This window comes from Paenibacillus sp. Y301 (genome assembly GCF_059445505.1).
The window spans coordinates 20,189-38,101 of record NZ_JCAIUL010000019.1 but is presented as its reverse complement, the minus strand read 5'-3'; the positions used below and the strand labels follow the sequence as shown (position 1 = coordinate 38,101).

The following is a 17,913-nucleotide window of genomic DNA, read 5'->3' as shown; positions in this document are numbered from 1 at the left end:
CTGGCCCTTCATGGGTTAGTGTCTTTTGTTTTTGTTATCATAATAAGATTATGAATTGGAAAAGATATAAAGAGGATAAAAAACGAAATGAGGTGAACACATGTCGAATCATTCATTGTCAAACCAAGAAGCAATTGAGACCGTCAGAGATTTGATTAAAGGGATCGACACAGCTATGCTGACGACGGTAACGGAGCAAGGATTGGTATCACGACCAATGAAGACACAAGAAGTTGAATTTGACGGTGACCTGTGGTTCTTGACGAAAAAAGACACTAACAAATATCAGGAACTCCTCCGAAATCGAAGTGTAAATGTAGCATATGTAGATAAGTCCTACGTATCTTTACGAGGAGAAGCAGAGTTGGTATCGAGTCCTGCCAAAATAAAAGAATTCTGGAACATTGCTTACGAGAAGTTGCTGGAGACGACACCCGATGATCCGAATCTCGTTCTGATAAAAATAAAAGCGGAGTCGGCTGAATATTGGGAAACGGGAAGTAAAACGAAGATGGTGAAGCAGCTATTCTCGAAAATTACAGGAAAAGGATCTGATGAATCAGATCTGAACCATACCGTTGACTTGAACGGATAACTGATGATCCATAGTATAAATTAAGGCACTCCTTAGGGGTGCCTTAATTTATGTTACTCTCATCACACTTGTATTCGCGAAAATACACTGACTTTTAATGGAAAACAACTGTTTATTGAATATTTCCGTCCGTATAGGAACGGTACAATAGAGATGAATTACGAGTGAGCAGAATTTGAACTGAACATCATTGGAGGTGAATTCACGACGATTTAAAAGCGTATTCAAAAATCTCGAATGAACGAGAATGTCTTGTCTTAAAAAAAGAAGGAGAAGGTGATCAGGAAAAATGGGAAAGAAGAGCATCGTTAGTAAATTTCTATTGCTATCTTTCGGAGTAATTCTATTGGTTAGCATGGTTGGTATACCTAATGTGGATGCTAAACCAAACCGAGATGTAGAGATGAATGGGGGCATACAATTAGAAAACCTAGACAGGGGACTCATCACGGCTTCAACATCGGATGGTATATTTCTGAGTTGGCGATTATTAAGCCATGAAGTAACGGGTCACTCGACGACTGGATTGACAGGCGTAGACTTCAATATCTATCGGGATAACGTCAAGATTGCCACAGTTAAGGATAGTACTAATTATTTAGATGCAACTGGAACGATGCAATCGAAGTATTCTGTATCCACGGTTATTAATGGAAGGGAAGCAGAGCAAAGTGCAATGATATCACCTTGGGCAAATAACTACTACGATATGCCACTTCAGAAACCAGCGGACGGTGTGACTCCTGTAGGTGAAAGTTTCACTTACTCAGCGAATGATATGAGTGTTGGGGATGTGAATGGGGATGGCCAATACGAACTATTTGTAAGCTGGGCGCCATCGAATTCTAAGGATGTATCCCAGAAAGGATATACCGGAGAGACTTATATTGATTGTTACAAAATAAATGGAACCCTTCTATATAGAATTGATATGGGTGTAAATATAAGATCGGGGGCCCACTACACTCAATTTATGGTATACGACTATGATGGGGATGGTAAAACAGAAATGATTCTCAAGACAGCTCCTGATACTAAAACAATAACATATGATAACGCAGGGAAAGTAAGTTCAGAGCAATATGTCACGATGCCAAAAGAGGATATTCAGGCTGGTTATAGTCATCAAGATGATTATAGGATGAGTAGTGAAGACTACTACAACCATATGGTTGAAATATTCAAGAACTGGGATAAGCATGAAGAAGTTCTGAATGGACACTGGCCAACCACAATCGAAGAAAGCTTCGGAATCGAGAAAAAGTATAGTTACCCGCTTACACAAACAGATGCGGAAAGCCTCACGGATTATTTCATGGATGTCTATGCTCCGAGCCGAAGCGATAAAAATAAACTCAGAGAATTTGAAGGTTTTATTGTCAATGGGCCTGAGTATATTACGGTATTTGAGGGTGCGACGGGTAAGGAGTTGCAGACAGCTCCGTATAAGCCAGGGCGGCATGACGATGGTCTAATGTGGGGAGATTATGCGATGGCTCGTATCGAACCAGGCAATCGAGTAGATCGCTTTCTTGCAGGTGTAGCTTATTTAGACGGGGAAATACCTTATGCAGTATTTGCTCGGGGATACTATACTAGAACAACAATGGTAACTTATAGTTGGGATGGAAAACGGCTCAAGGAACATTGGTATGTAGACAGTGGCTGGACTCCGATGAGTAATCCCTTTAATGATGGACCACATGGTAGGGATGGAACAGACCCAGAATTTGCAACCCTTACGACGCAGGGGGCACACTCATTGAGTGTAGCAGACGTAGATGGCGATGGTAAGGATGAAATTGTATACGGTTCTGCAACAATTGATCACGATGGTAGTCTTTTGTACAGTTCGATGGATGTTATGCCTCCTCAAAGTGCAGCACCGGGTACGATAGCTAGATTAGGTCATGGGGATGCGCTTCATGTTGCGGATATTGATCCCGACCGTCCTGGACAGGAGATATTTATGGTACATGAGGGGGCCAGTTGGGCACCTTATGGTTATACTTTACGTGATGCGAAGACTGGTGAAGTTATTTATGGTGGTTATACAGGGAAAGATACGGGTCGTGGAATAATCGGGGATGTTGATCCATCCCAACGTGGACTTGAGACGTGGGCTGTTGGACTATGGACGGCTACTGGGCAACAGATCAACACGAAAATTCCAGGTACAAATATGAATATTAAATGGTCAGCAGACATGACGACCCAGATTGTCAATGGAGCATTAGAAGTAACACCAACGATCGAAGATTGGACCAAAGGCGTCCTTCTTACAGCTACAGATACTAGAACAAACAATCATACGAAGGGAACACCATCACTCGTCGCTGATCTATATGGTGATTGGAGAGAGGAAATGTTAGTCCGTACAACCGATAGTTCTGCTATCCGGATGTATGTAAGCACCGAGGTTACGAATCATAAGTTGTATACTTTAATGCACGATGCGCAGTATCGTACAGGAATTGCTCGTCAGAACACAAGCTATAATCAGCCATCCTATCCAAGTTTCTACTTGGCATCCGACATGGATTGGTCTAAAGTACCATTCTCCCCCTCTGTTTCAATTCATGTAAACATCATGGATGCTTTAGTAGAGGAATATAGTTCATCAGGAGAATTGAAGGGGGCTATCCAGAAGGAGTTAAGCCAACTTATGAAGCAGATGAAGCGGGATTTAGATAAAGTTTCAGATAAGGATATCCTTAAATCTATGAAGAAGGTTGTTACAATTCTTGATAAATATAAGAATAAAAATAACAATTATATATCTCCTGAGGCGCAACAGAATCTAACCTATTACGCCACACTTACCATCGTAGTCGGTGGGAAGGATAAGTAGTAGATAGGGATGCATGTACCGAAAGTATGCAATCATTCATGATTGTATACTTTTTGTTGTTGTTGAAATCATACTAGCAAGTGTCGTAATCTATATTTCAGAGTTAAAATTTCAATGATTTATTTTGGAACTTGGATATCATTTTTACAAAAGATATGGAAAGAGAGGTTGTCATATACGTATCCTTCCGTTTATTTCGGGAGTATTAGTTCATCAAAAGGAGGGGACAAGGAAATCATGATCGAGACATACGTATCCTCCCATAGCACATGTACATCTAAGTGCCGCACGGTGGTTTGTTTTTTAGCCGGTGTACTAACGTATCTCAATAATTTTGAAGATGCTGCCAGTGAGATTGCGAAAAGGTATCAAGATGTTAAAGTTGTGATAATCTTTCCCTTTGGAATTGCAAACGGCACTACGGGTTCCTCGTTAATCCCTCTACTGGCAAGACAAATTACTCAGGTTGGTTATGACCTAACCCATGCCCAGTCTAAGCGGGTAACTAACGTATCGCAAATCATCCGCGAGCATGCAGCAGTGTCGGATCAGGTAATCCTTATCGGGCATAGTGCCGGAGGTGTGATTGCCTATCGGACAGGGATTGATTTGGAGGAAAAATACGGCTTTCAACATATTCAAGTATTTGCAGTAGGATGTCCAAAGTTTCATTTGAAGAACATTGCATATAATAACAGGTTTACCTATATCACTGGTCAGAATCCGGACAGGATCACCCAAATAGGCAGCTGGCGTAAGCCGGGTTCTAGAGTATACCGAGGCAGACCGGGACGCGAAATTCAAATGGAATTTAATCCAACTCATCAGGGATGGCAGTTTCATGCTTCGTATTTTCTGAAGTCAGCCTGGACGGATTCGAACCAAGTGTTCCGTACCAATTCTGCAAACTTGGTGTCCACAATCTATGAACTGTACCCGGGAGACACATGAGAACTGTTCAATTAATTTGCATCTACTTATCTTTTAGTGTAAGATAAATTCATTCTGAAACCGGGTGATCAAATTTGAGTTATCAAAAATTAGCAGAAGAATTTTTAAAATTTATGGAAACGGTGAGAAATGGACCAATACCACCGCTACCACATCCAATGGAATTTTCTAGAGGAGAATTGGGGATTCTTGTTTATCTAATTCATCAGGATGGTGGTGTGTCAGCTGGAGAGCTCAGTACTTATTTGAGATTGACAACGGGGCGAATTGCGGCAGCACTAAAGACATTAGAAAAAAAGAAATATATAGAAAGGAGAACGGATTCGTCTGATGGACGAAAAGTATTGGTATATATAACTGCACTCGGAAATGAAATAACACAAAGTAAAAAGAAACAAGTTATTGATCGTTTAACGAAAGATCTAGAAAAGTTTACTATCGAGGAAGCCGAACAATTTGTTCAGCTGACTAAAAAATTTTTCACCCCTTAGAGCAGTTAACCGACTGCTTTTTTTATAACAAAATATCTTATACTAGAAGGTAAAGGAGCACTTATGTTAAAAATCTTAAAGTATTTAACGAGAAAAGAGTGGCTGTCTGTTGGTCTTAGTTTAGTATTTATCATCATGCAAGTTTGGCTAGATTTAAAGTTACCTGATTATATGGCTGAGATTACATTACTTATACAGACAGAGAGTACAGTGGTCTCTGATTTATGGCAACCTGGTTTGATGATGCTGGTATGTGCAGTAGGGAGTATGATTGCAGCCATTATCGTTGGTTATTTTGCTGCTAGAATTGCTGCAGGCTTAGCAAAACGAATTAGAGGTATGGTCTTTGATAAAACAATTTCATTCTCACTGGCAGAAATGAACCATTTCTCTACGCCGAGCTTGATTACGCGTTCAACCAATGATATTACTCAAATTCAAATGATTGTCGCAATGGGATTACAAGTGATTATCAAAGCACCGATTCTAGCGGTGTGGGCAATCATCAAAATATACAATAAAAACTTTGAATGGACAGCTGCTACTGGTGTTGTACTTTTATTACTTGTGTCGTTGATTATTGTATTAGTCCTAGTTGCCATTCCGAAATTTAAAGTTATTCAAACCCTAACAGATAATTTAAATCGAATTACACGTGAAAATTTAACAGGGCTACGTGTCATTCGTGCATATAACGCAGAAGGTTATCAATTAAATAAATTTGAAAAGGCTAACTCAGAAGTAACCAATACAAATTTATTTGTAAACAGAATAATGGCGTTAATTAGTCCTTCAATGATGCTACTTATGTCAGGGTTGAGTGTTGCAATCTATTGGATCGGAGCATATTTAATTCAAGATGCCAATGCGATGGATAAATTACCTCTGTTTTCTGATATGGTTGTATTTTCCTCTTATGCGATGCAAGTGATTATGGCATTTATGATGGTAAGTATGATTTTCATTATGCTTCCGAGAGCACAAGTATCTGCTAAACGTATTTTGGAAGTGCTGGATACAAGCCCAACCATTAATGATGGAGAGCTTACAGGTGGATTTGAGAGTGGTATACAAGAAGTTCAATTTAACAATGTTTCATTCCGATATCCAAACGGCGAACAAAATGTATTAACGAATTTACAGTTTACAGCGAAAAAGGGTGAAACCATTGCACTGATTGGTTCAACAGGTAGTGGGAAAACAACGGCTATTCAGCTTATTCCTCGTTTCTTTGATGCTAGTGAAGGAGAAGTTCTAATCAATGGTCACAATATAAAAAAATATAATCAGAAAACATTGCGGGATGCGATTGGTTATGTTTCACAATCTGCCTTTTTATTTAGAGACACTGTACAATCGAATGTCATGTATGGTTCCGAAGAAGACGAAGTGAGTCTTATGTGGTTAGAGGAAGCGATATCTATTGCTCAAGGAACAGAATTTGTAGAACAGATGGAGAATTCCTATGATGCAATGATCGCGCAAGGTGGTAAAAATGTATCTGGTGGACAAAAACAGCGTTTATCGATTGCACGTGCCATTTATAAGAAGCCTTCAATCTATCTATTCGACGATTCGTTCTCAGCACTTGATTATGCGACGGATAGAAAATTACGTTCAGCATTAAAAGAAACAACGGATGATTCAATTACGTTCATTGTGGCACAACGGATTGGTACGATTAAAGAAGCAGATCGTATTCTAGTATTCGATGAAGGAAGAATTGTCGGAAACGGTACCCATGATGAATTGATGACCCATTGTGAAGCATATCAAGAAATTGCGTATTCACAGCTATCAAAGGAGGAACTAGTACATGAGTAATCAACAGCAGATAGATGTAAATGAGCAATCGAGCAGCGCTGAACCCGCATTTGGTCCTCCTCCAATGGGATCGACTGAGAAGGCTAATGATTTCAAGGAAACAATGAAAAAACTCATGATGTATAGTCAAGGATTTAAGTCCATTATTGGAATTGCTTTAATATTGGCCATAATTGGTACTGCATTTACTGTATATGGTCCACATTTATTAAGTGATTTGACAGACAAAATACAAGAAGGATTATTTGCAAGTATTGATTTGGATGGGATTAAAAAAATTGGCTTATTATTATGTTTAATGTATGGATTAAGTTTTATATTTAGTTATTTACAAGGCTATATTATGGCAACAGTCACACAACGTATCACGAAAAAAATGCGTACAGACTTGGCAGTCAAAATGAACCGATTATCGTTGAAATTTTATGATAAAACGAGTATCGGAAACATTTTAAGTCGTGTAACGAATGACGTGGATACGATTGGTCAAACATTAAATACAAGTCTCGGTCAGCTTGTCATATCTGTTGTTACATTCGTAGGCGTGTTATGTATGATGTTTTATACAAATTGGATTATGGCCATTACCGGAATAGTATCAACACTAGTTGGTTTTGCTTTAATGGCACTGATCATGAAAACTTCGCAGAAATATTTTGTCGGACAACAAAAGCAACTTGGTGAATTAAACGGTCATATTGAAGAACATTTTACAGGGCATCAAATCGTAAAAGCATATAATGGAGAAGAAAAGGCTAAGGCGAAATTTCATTTAGTCAATAATGAGTTATTCCATAATGCATGGATGTCTCAATTTTTATCAGGTTTAATGATGCCAATTATGCAGTTTATCGGCAATTTTGGATATGTAGCTATTTGTGTAGTAGGTGGAATCTTAGTAACAAAGGGATCAATCTCTATCGGTGTCATTGTAGCATTTATGATATATGTTCGATTATTTACTCAGCCATTAGCCCAAATGGCACAAGCAGCAACAAGTTTACAGTCTACTGCAGCTGCAAGTGAACGTGTATTTGAGTTTCTAGAAGAAAAAGAGTTAGAAGATGAATCTAGTAAAAAGCTTGTTCTTCCAACTATTAAAGGGAATGTATCATTTGATCACGTATCATTTGGATATGATGAAAACATCATAATTAAAGATTTCTCAATAGATGTGAGAGAGGGTCAAAAAATCGCGATTGTTGGTCCGACTGGGGCAGGTAAAACAACCCTTGTGAACTTACTCATGCGTTTTTATGAAGTAAACGGAGGTACAATTAAGATTGATGGCGTCTCTATTAAAGATATGACGCGTGAGCAGGTGCATGATCAATTTTGTATGGTTCTTCAAGATACATGGTTGTTTGAAGGCTCTGTTCGAGACAATATTGCTTATGCTAAACAGAATGTTACACAAGAAGAAATTGAGACAGCAGTAAAAGCAGTTGGTATTCATCATATGATACAAGCTATGCCAAAAGGTTATGACACGATATTAGATGAGAACATCACGTTATCTGTGGGTCAAAAACAGTTGATTACGATTGCAAGAGCGATCGTGGCAAATGCACCGTTGTTAATATTAGATGAGGCAACAAGTTCCGTAGATACTCGTACTGAAATGCTCATCCAACAAGCAATGGATACTTTAATGAAAGGAAAGACTTCATTTGTAATAGCGCATCGATTATCAACGATCAGAAATGCTGATGCAATACTCGTAATGAAGGATGGTACCATTTTAGAAACAGGAACCCATGAACAACTTCTTGAACAGAATGGATTCTACGCCAATTTATATAATAGTCAGTTTGAAACTGCTTCATAGTGGATCAAGTTTCAACAAAAAAATAATAAAGTTTGATAGAAAAGAAAATCATCTCTTTGGTTAAACATAGAGGTGATTTTTTTATATTGGAGAAAGCTAGTTCTTACATGTTTCATGTCATCAGGCGCGATGATATAATCTTTTGTATCTGATGATATATATATTTACATAAATAATGATCTTCCACACTAAATGTACATGCCACTAAAGCTCTTATTAAGGATTAGGAGAGATGTTCAATGAGGCCGCTGGTTCTCGACTTTCAGGAAGTGGAACATTCGCAACTATTGCTTGTTGGCGGAAAAGGGTTGAATTTAGGGAAATTATCAAAAATTGAAGAAATTCAAGTGCCTGAAGGATTTTGTGTGACAACCGTGGGATATCAACAAGCCCTCGAACATAACGAAATGTATTATGCTTTGCTGGATCAACTAACCATGCTACAAGTTGAAGATCGTGAACAAATTGGTCAAATCAGCAGGAAGATTCGAGAAATTATTATGGAAGCAGAAATTCCATCTGATGTTGTGAGAGCAGTTACTCACGATCTCTCCCGGATGGGGGATGAACATGCCTATGCCGTGCGGTCTAGTGCGACTGCTGAAGATTTAGCACATGCTTCTTTCGCGGGTCAACAAGACACCTATTTAAATATCATTGGCATTGAAGCCATCTTACAGCATATCAGCAAATGTTGGGCTTCACTATTTACGGAACGCGCGGTAATCTACCGTATGCAGAATGGATTTGACCATAGTCAGGTTTATTTATCCGTTATCATTCAAAGGATGGTTTTCCCGCAAGCATCAGGGATTTTATTTACCGCTGATCCGATTACTTCTAACCGAAAGTTACTATCGATCGATGCCAGTTTTGGACTTGGAGAAGCACTAGTCTCTGGCTTGGTGTCTGCGGATTGTTATAAGGTACAGGAAGGGGTAATCGTCGATAAGAGGATAGCTGTTAAAAAATTGGCGATCTATGGGCTAAAGGAAGGTGGAACAGAGACCCGGCCGATCGATCACGATCAACAAAAGGCTCAAACACTTACTGAACCTCAAATTTTAAAATTAGCACACCTAGGAAGACAGATCGAAGCTTATTTCGGTCAGCCACAAGATATCGAATGGTGTTTAGTTGACGATGCATTTTATATTGTCCAGAGCCGGCCTATCACGACTTTATACCCGATCCCTGAAGGTCATGATCAAGACAATCATGTCTATGTATCTGTAGGCCATCAACAAATGATGACAGATCCCATGAAACCTCTCGGATTGTCCTTTTACCTGTTAACGACTCCTGCACCCATGCGAAGCGCAGGTGGAAGGTTATTTGTTAATGTCACACCAATGCTTAGTGCGCCTAGTAGTAGAGACATGATAATAGAAGCTTTGGGGAAATCAGATCCGCTCATCAAAGACGCACTCCTGACCATCGTTGGGCGAGAAAATTTTATAAGAACGACCCCAGATGCCGAAAAAGTACCAAGCCCCAATAAAAGTAATGAAGGTACATCGTCTGCAGGTGATCCAGCACCCCTAGAAAACGATCCGACCCGTGTCTCTAATTTGATTAAGAGCAGTCAAACTTCGATAGAAGAGCTGAAATATAACATTCAATCGAAATCAGGAGTTGAGTTAGTTGATTTTATTCTGGAAGATATCCAACAATTAAAGAAGATTCTATTTGACCCGCAAAGTATGAGTGTGATTACGGCTGCTATGGATGCTTCAGCATGGATCAATGAGAAAATGAACCAATGGTTAGGTGAAATAAACGCAGCAGATACGCTTTCACAATCTGTATTAGGGAATATCACTTCAGAAATGGGGTTGGATCTCCTCCATGTCGCAGATGTAATTCGTCCTTATCCAGAAGTCATTGATTATTTACAACAAGTAGAAGACGATAACTTTCTAGATGAACTAATTAAGTTGGATGGTGGACAGGAAATCCAAGAGGCATTCTATGAATATCTCAATAAATATGGAATGCGATGTGCCGGAGAAATCGATATTACTAGAACACGTTGGAGTGAAAAACCAGCCACGCTTATCCCCTTGATTCTTAGTAATATTAAGAACTTTGAGCCTAATGCGGGCCATCGGAAATTTGAGCAAGGGCGACAGGAAGCTTTAAACAAAGAACAAGAGTTATTAGATCGATTAAAACTATTACCGAATGGTGAGCAAAAAGTCAAAGAAACCAAACGAATGATCGACATAATCCGGAATCTAAGTGGTTATAGGGAATATCCCAAATACGGTATGGTTAACCGCTACTTCGTTTATAAAAAAGCTTTATTGAAAGAAGCCGAACAACTTGTACAAGCTGGCGTTATCCAGGAAAAAGAGGACATTTACTTTCTGACTTTTGAAGAACTTTATAAGGTCGTAGGTACACATGAACGGGATGACCCGGGTTGTCTAGTCGAGCAGCAAGCAAAAATTCCGACCAGACTAATCATCAACAAGCGAAAAGAAGAGTACACATTGTATAAGAAACTAACTCCACCACGTGTGATCACATCTGATGGTGAAATTATTGTAGGTGTGTACAAACGCGAAAATCTTCCAGCCGAATCCATCGTAGGTCTAGCTGTTTCTAGCGGAGTAGTAGAGGGGCGGGCACGTGTCATCTTGAACATGGAAGAGGCGGATCTGGAGGTTGGTGATATATTAGTAACCACCTTTACTGATCCTAGCTGGACACCATTGTTCGTATCCATCAAAGGCCTGGTTACCGAAGTTGGCGGACTGATGACCCATGGAGCAGTTATCGCACGTGAATATGGCTTACCAGCGGTTGTCGGAGTAGAGAATGCTACTCAACTCATAAAAGATGGGCAACGAATTCGCGTACATGGAACAGAAGGGTATATCGAAATACTGTAAGGCTGAATACGGAAAGTAAGTAGCCTGTGTTTTTATTTTATATACAAAGATTGGAGGAGTTTACATGAACGAACGATTAATAAAAGTAGATGGAATTGAAATATGTATCGACAATTTCGGAGAACCCGTTAACCCGGCTATATTGCTGATTATGGGTGCCCAATCTTCATTGATATGGTGGGAGGAAGAATTCTGCCAGCGGTTAGCAGATGCAGGGCATTATGTCATTCGTTATGATAACCGTGATGTTGGACGTTCTACAACTTACGAACCTGGTCAACCGGGTTATTCTTTCGAAGACATGGCAGATGATGCCGTACGAGTATTGGATGCTTATAAGATTGAGCAAGCGCATGTCTTAGGCATGTCCATGGGCGGTATGTTGACTCAAATGATAGCTCTCCGGCATCCAGAGAGAGTTCTAACCATTACTCTCTTATCAACGTCCAATTTTGCTCCGAATCTGCCTCCGATGGAGGAAAGGATTATGGATTTCTTCTCGAATATGGGAGTTATAAATTGGACAAATGAACAATCGGTAGCTGAATTTACTATTGGTAGATCAAGAATTCTAGTAGGTTCAAAGTATTCTTTTAATGAGGAAAAGGTTGGAATTTTGGCTAAAAGGGAATTTGCAAGAAGTAACAATATAGCCAGCATGAGTAATCACGCCTTGGTGACAGGTGGTGAATCCTATCTGTCTAGAACGGCTGAAATTAAGGTGCCCGCACTGATTATTCACGGTACTGAAGATCCCATTATTCCGTATGAACACGGGAAGAATCTTGCTAACGAAATTCCTGGTGCGGTTTTACTGACACTGGAAGGTGCTGGGCATGAGCTTCATGAAGACGACTGGGATTTAGTAATCCATTATATTTCGAAGCACACTTCAATGCCAAATTAGTTCACCGAGCAAATCTCCTATCATTTCATTTTCCTAAACCGCATTTCATGCGGTTTTTTTACGTTCGTACACATGAAAGACTTGTACACAAACAATAAATATATTTATTGATTAAATTACATTATTTCTATAAAATGGTATTTATGGATAACTTAATAGTCTTAATTGTTTCAATTCTATGTACTAGAATTTGAAACAATAAGTAAGAACCGTTACAGCCAACGTATTTTCACTTTTATTCTTGAAGGAGGAGATAGAATGAAAACGGAAGTTAAGCTAATACCTTATCAGGTCGTATCGGTGGAGGAGCAAGTAAGTGAAATTCCACAAGGGATTGAAATGATTCAAGCCCCCAAGATGTGGAATCAATCTAAGGGAAAAGGTATCGTAGTAGCTATACTAGATACTGGCTGCGAGATTACTCATCCAGATTTAGCAGGAAGAATTATAGGTGGCAAGAATTTTACTGATGATGATAAGTCAGATCCTGAGGTATATATCGACTATAACGGACATGGGACACATGTGGCGGGTACAATTGCGGCAATTAGTAACAATACTGGTGTAGTAGGTGTAGCTCCAGAAGCTAGTATGCTAATTATTAAAGTATTAAACAAAAGAGGCTCCGGTCAATATGAATGGATTATTAATGGAATTAATTATGCGATAGAACAAAAAGTAGATATCATCTCGATGTCACTTGGTGGACCGGAAGATGTGCCTGAACTACATGATGCTATAAAAAGAGCCGTAGCAGCAAATATTCTTATGGTTTGTGCAGCGGGTAATGAAGGTGATGGAGATTCTAGAACCGATGAATTTGGTTATCCTGGTTGCTATAATGAAGTGATTAGTGTAGGTGCTATTGATTTGAGCCTAAATTCTACAGATTACACGAATTCGAATAACGAGGTAGATTTGGTCGCTCCTGGTAGTGAAATTATATCAACCTATTTGAATGGGCAGTATGCGACGTTAACAGGGACTTCTATGGCCACGCCTCATGTAACTGGCGCTTTGGCTTTGATTAAGCGAACGATTCCTCTTGGTAATTCCCCACGACTAGAAGGTAACGGATTACTCTACTTAACCACATTGGACGAACTAACCAAAATATTTAATCCAGAAGTCATAGTGAAATTATTAGCATAAATATAAACGAAACCGAAGAGAAGGGTTCCACGACATTGCGTTGTCATGGAACCTTTCGTTTGTTTCGTATAAGCCTAATCGTTAGCAAATTGCCAAGTTAAGTTATCTATTTGAAGTACAGTATAGGTTGACCCATTCTGTTGGAACTCATTGAGTTAACTTCAATGCCTTATCTGGAATGTCTTCCTTTTGTATTATTGTCCAACTTTTCGTGTAAGAACCTTTGGCAAGTACTTTCACATATGTGTCCTGTTGCTGTTCTTCACTTGAAGAGAACGTGATTGCTGTCTTCTCACCCTGCGCTGTGTAACCAGTTAGATTATATCTGTAGCGGGTCCATTCATTTTTACCTTCAGTCTTGGCAGGTATATTGATGACTGCATAGACAGTTGCCTCTTTATAAAAAGGATTAAACTGATCAAAGTCCCGTTTGAATGTTAGATATAAGCCCGAGCAAACAATAATAGCGATTAGTACAAAAATAAACTTTTTTTTCATGGAAATAAACCTCCTAATAATAGTTGTTACAACATAGCGTTCTTAACGACTTTTCGATAGTAACCGAGAGTGAAGAGAGCGAACATGAAATAGATAATAGTATAAGCTGCTATGGAAATGATCGTAGGAATGGTAATGTCGGAAATAAACATAAAGGAAGCTGCTTTAACTGCAAAGATCGAATGGAGAACTCCAATACTCAGCGGGAGAAGAAATACAACCATCTGCTTTCGCATAATGCCCTTCATAAGCATCTTCTCGTCAAAGCCAAGCTGCCGTAGCGTCCTGAAGCTCTGTTTCTCCTGCTCAGCCTCAGTCATTTGTTTGAAATACAGGATACTGCCTGTTGAGGCAAGAAAAGCAAGTCCTAGAAAGGCTGCTATAAAAATCAATATCCCCGTTAACTCCAGTACGCTTCTATATTGTGAATAGAAATCGTATGAGAAATGTTCATCTAGTTCATATTTCTCGTAAAGGGAGGAGGCCAGCGCAAGCTCCGTCATGTCCGGAATATGATACGTGTCAAACTGTACCTTTTCAAAATCAGAAGTTTTAAACATTCTAGCCTCAATATCCTTTAATGTGGCTTCTGAGACTACAATCTGACTTCCGAATATATTGGCATTAAGCATATTCTCCAATACTAATTCATTTAGTGCATAGCTGACGTTCTGTCCAACTGCCTGGACCTCAATCCTTGTGGGATAACGCTTAGAGAGATCAATGTCGTCAAATGCATTCATTCCTCCAGCATTGTATTGTAATGCCTCACCATCGGAAGGTACGGATAGATTTCTCCCCGCATCTTGAAGCTGTTCGGCCGGGAGCCATATCAAATCTCCCTCCCTACGGCTGGATTTATCTAGTCGATTCAGGATCACTCCCGTTGTCCGGATCGCTTCGATTGTATTATGGTTGAAGTGAATTCCTTTGCTCTCCAGCTCACTCGTAAACTTCTGTGCATCCAGTTGTCTATTCTCAAATGCGAAATCATCAGGCATAGCCATGCGGGTATCATGCTCTGCAGAGTAATAAAAAGAATAGGCCATCGTTACAAGTGTGATTGTTAGAGCTGATAATACGGTAATCAAGGTAAGCGAGTTGGCATTTCCTTTCATCCGGTGCATGAGCGGAGCAAGGGACAGACTGTTGTACAATCCAAGATGCCCTTGTTTCCGTCGACGGATCCAGGAGAAACACCATCTGATCGTTACACGGAACAATATATAGGTTCCTGATATAGTTGCTACCATGACCAGTAATGCATTCAACACTAATTGCTCATCTACCATACGACCTGATAATTCATATCCATAGCTAAGTAGCACAACACCAAGCACGGCATAAATGGCCGTAGGAATAGACGGAGGCTTGCTGGATAGATCAGGCTGTTGATCAGCTTGAAATAAATTTAGCAGCGAACTGCGATAGATCATGACTACGATTTGAACGGAAGTAATCACAACAACAAGAACAAAGACGAACACCGTCTCGATGGCTGCTGGGAAAGAAAAGTCTATGGCAGGTATACCATCCAAGCGGAGCAATTTCATTAGAATTAGGAAAAACAGACGGGATACCAGTGCTCCACAGATAATCCCTGATAGTAGCGCACCTAAACCGAGAAGAACATTTTCAATGATTAGATAACGAGCAACCCAGCCTTTGGATAGACCGATGAGTTGGTACAATCCGACTTCACGGCTACGCCGGCGCATAAAGATACGGTTAGATGAGACTGCAAAGATGACGATAATTACAATCAGCAATAGGGCTGCAGATTGAAAAGCTACCAGAAATTTATCACTTGAATCCAACATGGATTGTACCTGCTGATCGTGCTGCAAGGAAGCGAATACGAAGAACAGACTCATACTGAAAATTAGAGCGAAGAAATACAAATAGTAATGCTTCACATTTTGCCGCATGCTACGGAGTGCTAATTCAATGACTGTCAATATGGTCGCCCCCTAATACAGCCTGCACGTCGATGATTTCTTTGAAGAACGACTGTCTGGATTTCTCCCCTCGATACAGTTCAGAATAAATCTTCCCGTCCTTTAGGAATACCACACGATTACAGTAGCTGGATGCAACTGGGTCATGCGTGACCATAATGATGGTAACCTGTCTTTCTCGGTTCACCTCTTCCATGACTGATAATAAAGATGAAGCGGACTTTGAATCCAAAGCACCGGTAGGTTCATCTGCGAAGATGATGGAAGGCTGATGGATAAGGGCACGTCCAGCGGCAGTGCGCTGTTTTTGACCACCAGAGATTTCGTACGGGTATTTTTGCGATAGTTCCTTGATACCGAGCACATCAGCAATGGCGTTGAACTCTCTCTCTGCCTTCTTTTTGCTTATTTTACTAAGGGATATAGGCAGGAGGATGTTCTCCTTAACCGTTAATGTATCTAGAAGATTGTAATCTTGGAAGATGAATCCAAGCTTATTTCTACGAAAAGCTGAAAGGGCCGTATTGTTCATGGAAGAGATATCTTCGTCCTCGATTAGTATCGTCCCATCTGTAGTCCGGTCAATCGTCGCCAGTACGTTAAGCAAGGTTGTCTTCCCAGAACCGGAGGGACCCATAATTCCTACAAATTCTTTGCGGAGAACACGTAAATCGATTCCCTTTAATACCTGTTGAGCAGCGCCCTTTGAACCATATGATTTGTGAACGTTGCGAGCGTGAAGGACTGTTTCTTGTTCATGCCATTCATTCATGTTGAACCTCCTAAATTTGATTGTAGCTTAAGTGTACGTTGAACTCCCCGGCTTGTCGCACGTTCTGGGTGACGAGTTGAACAGGTAGATGACAGTTTTGTCATGTTCAGAAAAAAACAGTCAAGAATAATCTTGGCTGTTTATAACGGTATATTTTCCTCTGGACCTCGTCTAACCGTTTCGAATGCATTGGGATCCGTAAAAGTGATTCGCATCGTCGTACCTTGCCTCTGATCAGCTAGGACATGGAGTGCAACACCTATTTTTCCTGCTACAGTCTGGGCAAGATAGAGCCCAAGTCCAGTAGCAGCATTATGAATTCTTCCATTCTCGCCTGTGAATCCTTTATCAAAAATACGAGGCAGGTCATGCGGTTGTATCCCCGGACCTTCATCAATCAAATCTAGGATAACATTCACTTGTTCTGACATCGTTGTTACGAATGTAATAGCCTTACCGGAAGCACTGTATTTAATAGCATTAGTCAATAATTGCCGGAGGATGAAGCGGCACCATTTACGGTCTGTAACGACCATAGCATCATCACCTTCGATGCTGACCTCTAAATTCTTCTCCATACACCATGGAGCCAATTCCCGGATTTCTTCTGCCGCAAGACGTTGTATCGAGACTCGTTCAAGCGCGTAGTCTGATTCCAAGGCAGGAAGGCGAGTCATATACAGCTGGCGGTCGATAAGTAAATGAATCCGCAGCCATTCTGATTCGATTCTACGTAGACCCGCATCACTAGGTCGTGCGTCTAAGATTAACTTCATAGCAGTAAGCGGAGTTTTAACCTCATGAATCCAGGAAGCCGTGAAATCATTTTCGATCAGTTGGGATTCCTTCAATTGAGAAAGCTTACGTTTGAACTGGTAAAAGGCCTCTCGTAATACATCGTTCGTTATGCGATCCAGATGATTATCAGGTTCCGGAAGACTCTCCATCCAATCCGAGGCCATGACTTCTTGCAGCTTAGCGAGGGCTGCTATATATTTCGTTTCTTTTTTGTAACGCCATACAAAAAACACAAGAAATATAATGACATATAAAGTATTTAAATAAAGAAGAGAAGTCAATTCAACATGAATTCCCTGCTCGAAAAGGATAAGGACATCGGTTAATCCTAGTAAACTAGCAATTAGCAGAATCCAGCTTTTTCTTGTTATGATGTAACGGATAAACATAG

General features: G+C 40.1%; 13 protein-coding genes. 9 read left to right on the top strand and 4 right to left on the bottom strand.

Annotated elements, in window-relative coordinates; genetic code table 11:
* Positions 1-100 precede the first annotated feature (100 nt).
* The 9 genes from AC1D69_RS22510 (at position 101) to AC1D69_RS22470 (ending at position 13,496) form a co-directional block, all read left to right on the top strand.
* On the top strand, positions 101-595 hold the full coding sequence (locus AC1D69_RS22510) for a pyridoxamine 5'-phosphate oxidase family protein (RefSeq protein ID WP_495458371.1): 495 nt from the start codon (positions 101-103) through the stop codon (positions 593-595).
* 289 nt (positions 596-884) lie between these two features.
* Positions 885-3,446, top strand: coding sequence for a rhamnogalacturonan lyase (locus AC1D69_RS22505; protein WP_495458370.1), 2,562 nt, complete (start codon positions 885-887; stop codon positions 3,444-3,446).
* Between the two features lie 237 nt (positions 3,447-3,683).
* Positions 3,684-4,397, top strand: coding sequence for an alpha/beta hydrolase (locus AC1D69_RS22500; protein ID WP_495458369.1), 714 nt, complete (start codon positions 3,684-3,686; stop codon positions 4,395-4,397).
* Positions 4,398-4,471: 74 nt separating this feature from the next.
* Positions 4,472-4,888, top strand: a complete 417-nt coding sequence (locus AC1D69_RS22495) for a MarR family winged helix-turn-helix transcriptional regulator (RefSeq protein ID WP_495458368.1) — start codon at positions 4,472-4,474, stop codon at positions 4,886-4,888.
* Positions 4,889-4,951: 63 nt separating this feature from the next.
* Positions 4,952-6,712 (top strand): ABC transporter ATP-binding protein, encoded by a 1,761-nt coding sequence (locus tag AC1D69_RS22490; RefSeq protein WP_495458367.1) that lies wholly within the window; start codon positions 4,952-4,954, stop codon positions 6,710-6,712.
* Positions 6,705-8,540 carry an ABC transporter ATP-binding protein gene (locus AC1D69_RS22485; protein ID WP_495458366.1) on the top strand — a complete coding sequence of 612 codons (1,836 nt, stop codon included), beginning with the start codon at positions 6,705-6,707 and terminating at the stop codon, positions 8,538-8,540. The genes AC1D69_RS22490 and AC1D69_RS22485 overlap by 8 nt, the downstream gene beginning before the upstream one ends.
* A gap of 239 nt (positions 8,541-8,779) precedes the next feature.
* The gene (gene ppsA / locus AC1D69_RS22480) at positions 8,780-11,437 is read left to right on the top strand and encodes a phosphoenolpyruvate synthase (protein WP_495458365.1); all 2,658 of its coding nucleotides are present in this window, start codon (positions 8,780-8,782) and stop codon (positions 11,435-11,437) included.
* A 64-nt stretch (positions 11,438-11,501) separates the two neighbouring features.
* Complete coding sequence (gene mle / locus AC1D69_RS22475) at positions 11,502-12,344, top strand: alpha/beta fold macrolide esterase (protein ID WP_495458364.1); 843 nt, start codon at positions 11,502-11,504, stop codon at positions 12,342-12,344.
* Between the two features lie 258 nt (positions 12,345-12,602).
* Entirely contained in the window at positions 12,603-13,496 is an 894-nt protein-coding gene (locus tag AC1D69_RS22470) for a S8 family peptidase (protein ID WP_495458363.1), read from the top strand.
* A gap of 147 nt (positions 13,497-13,643) precedes the next feature.
* Here AC1D69_RS22470 and AC1D69_RS22465 read toward each other — a convergent pair whose 3' ends face one another.
* The 4 genes from AC1D69_RS22465 to AC1D69_RS22450 form a co-directional block, all read right to left on the bottom strand.
* A complete protein-coding gene (locus AC1D69_RS22465; protein ID WP_495458362.1) occupies positions 13,644-13,994 on the bottom strand; it encodes a YxeA family protein in 351 nt (116 codons plus the stop codon).
* Positions 13,995-14,020: 26 nt separating this feature from the next.
* Positions 14,021-15,952, bottom strand: coding sequence for an FtsX-like permease family protein (locus tag AC1D69_RS22460; RefSeq protein ID WP_495458361.1), 1,932 nt, complete (start codon positions 15,950-15,952; stop codon positions 14,021-14,023).
* Positions 15,939-16,724 (bottom strand): ABC transporter ATP-binding protein, encoded by a 786-nt coding sequence (locus tag AC1D69_RS22455; protein WP_495458360.1) that lies wholly within the window; start codon positions 16,722-16,724, stop codon positions 15,939-15,941. Before AC1D69_RS22455 ends, AC1D69_RS22460 begins: the two co-directional genes overlap by 14 nt.
* Before the next feature lie 140 nt (positions 16,725-16,864).
* Positions 16,865-17,911 carry a sensor histidine kinase gene (locus tag AC1D69_RS22450; protein ID WP_495458359.1) on the bottom strand — a complete coding sequence of 349 codons (1,047 nt, stop codon included), beginning with the start codon at positions 17,909-17,911 and terminating at the stop codon, positions 16,865-16,867.
* Positions 17,912-17,913: the final 2 nt, after the last annotated feature.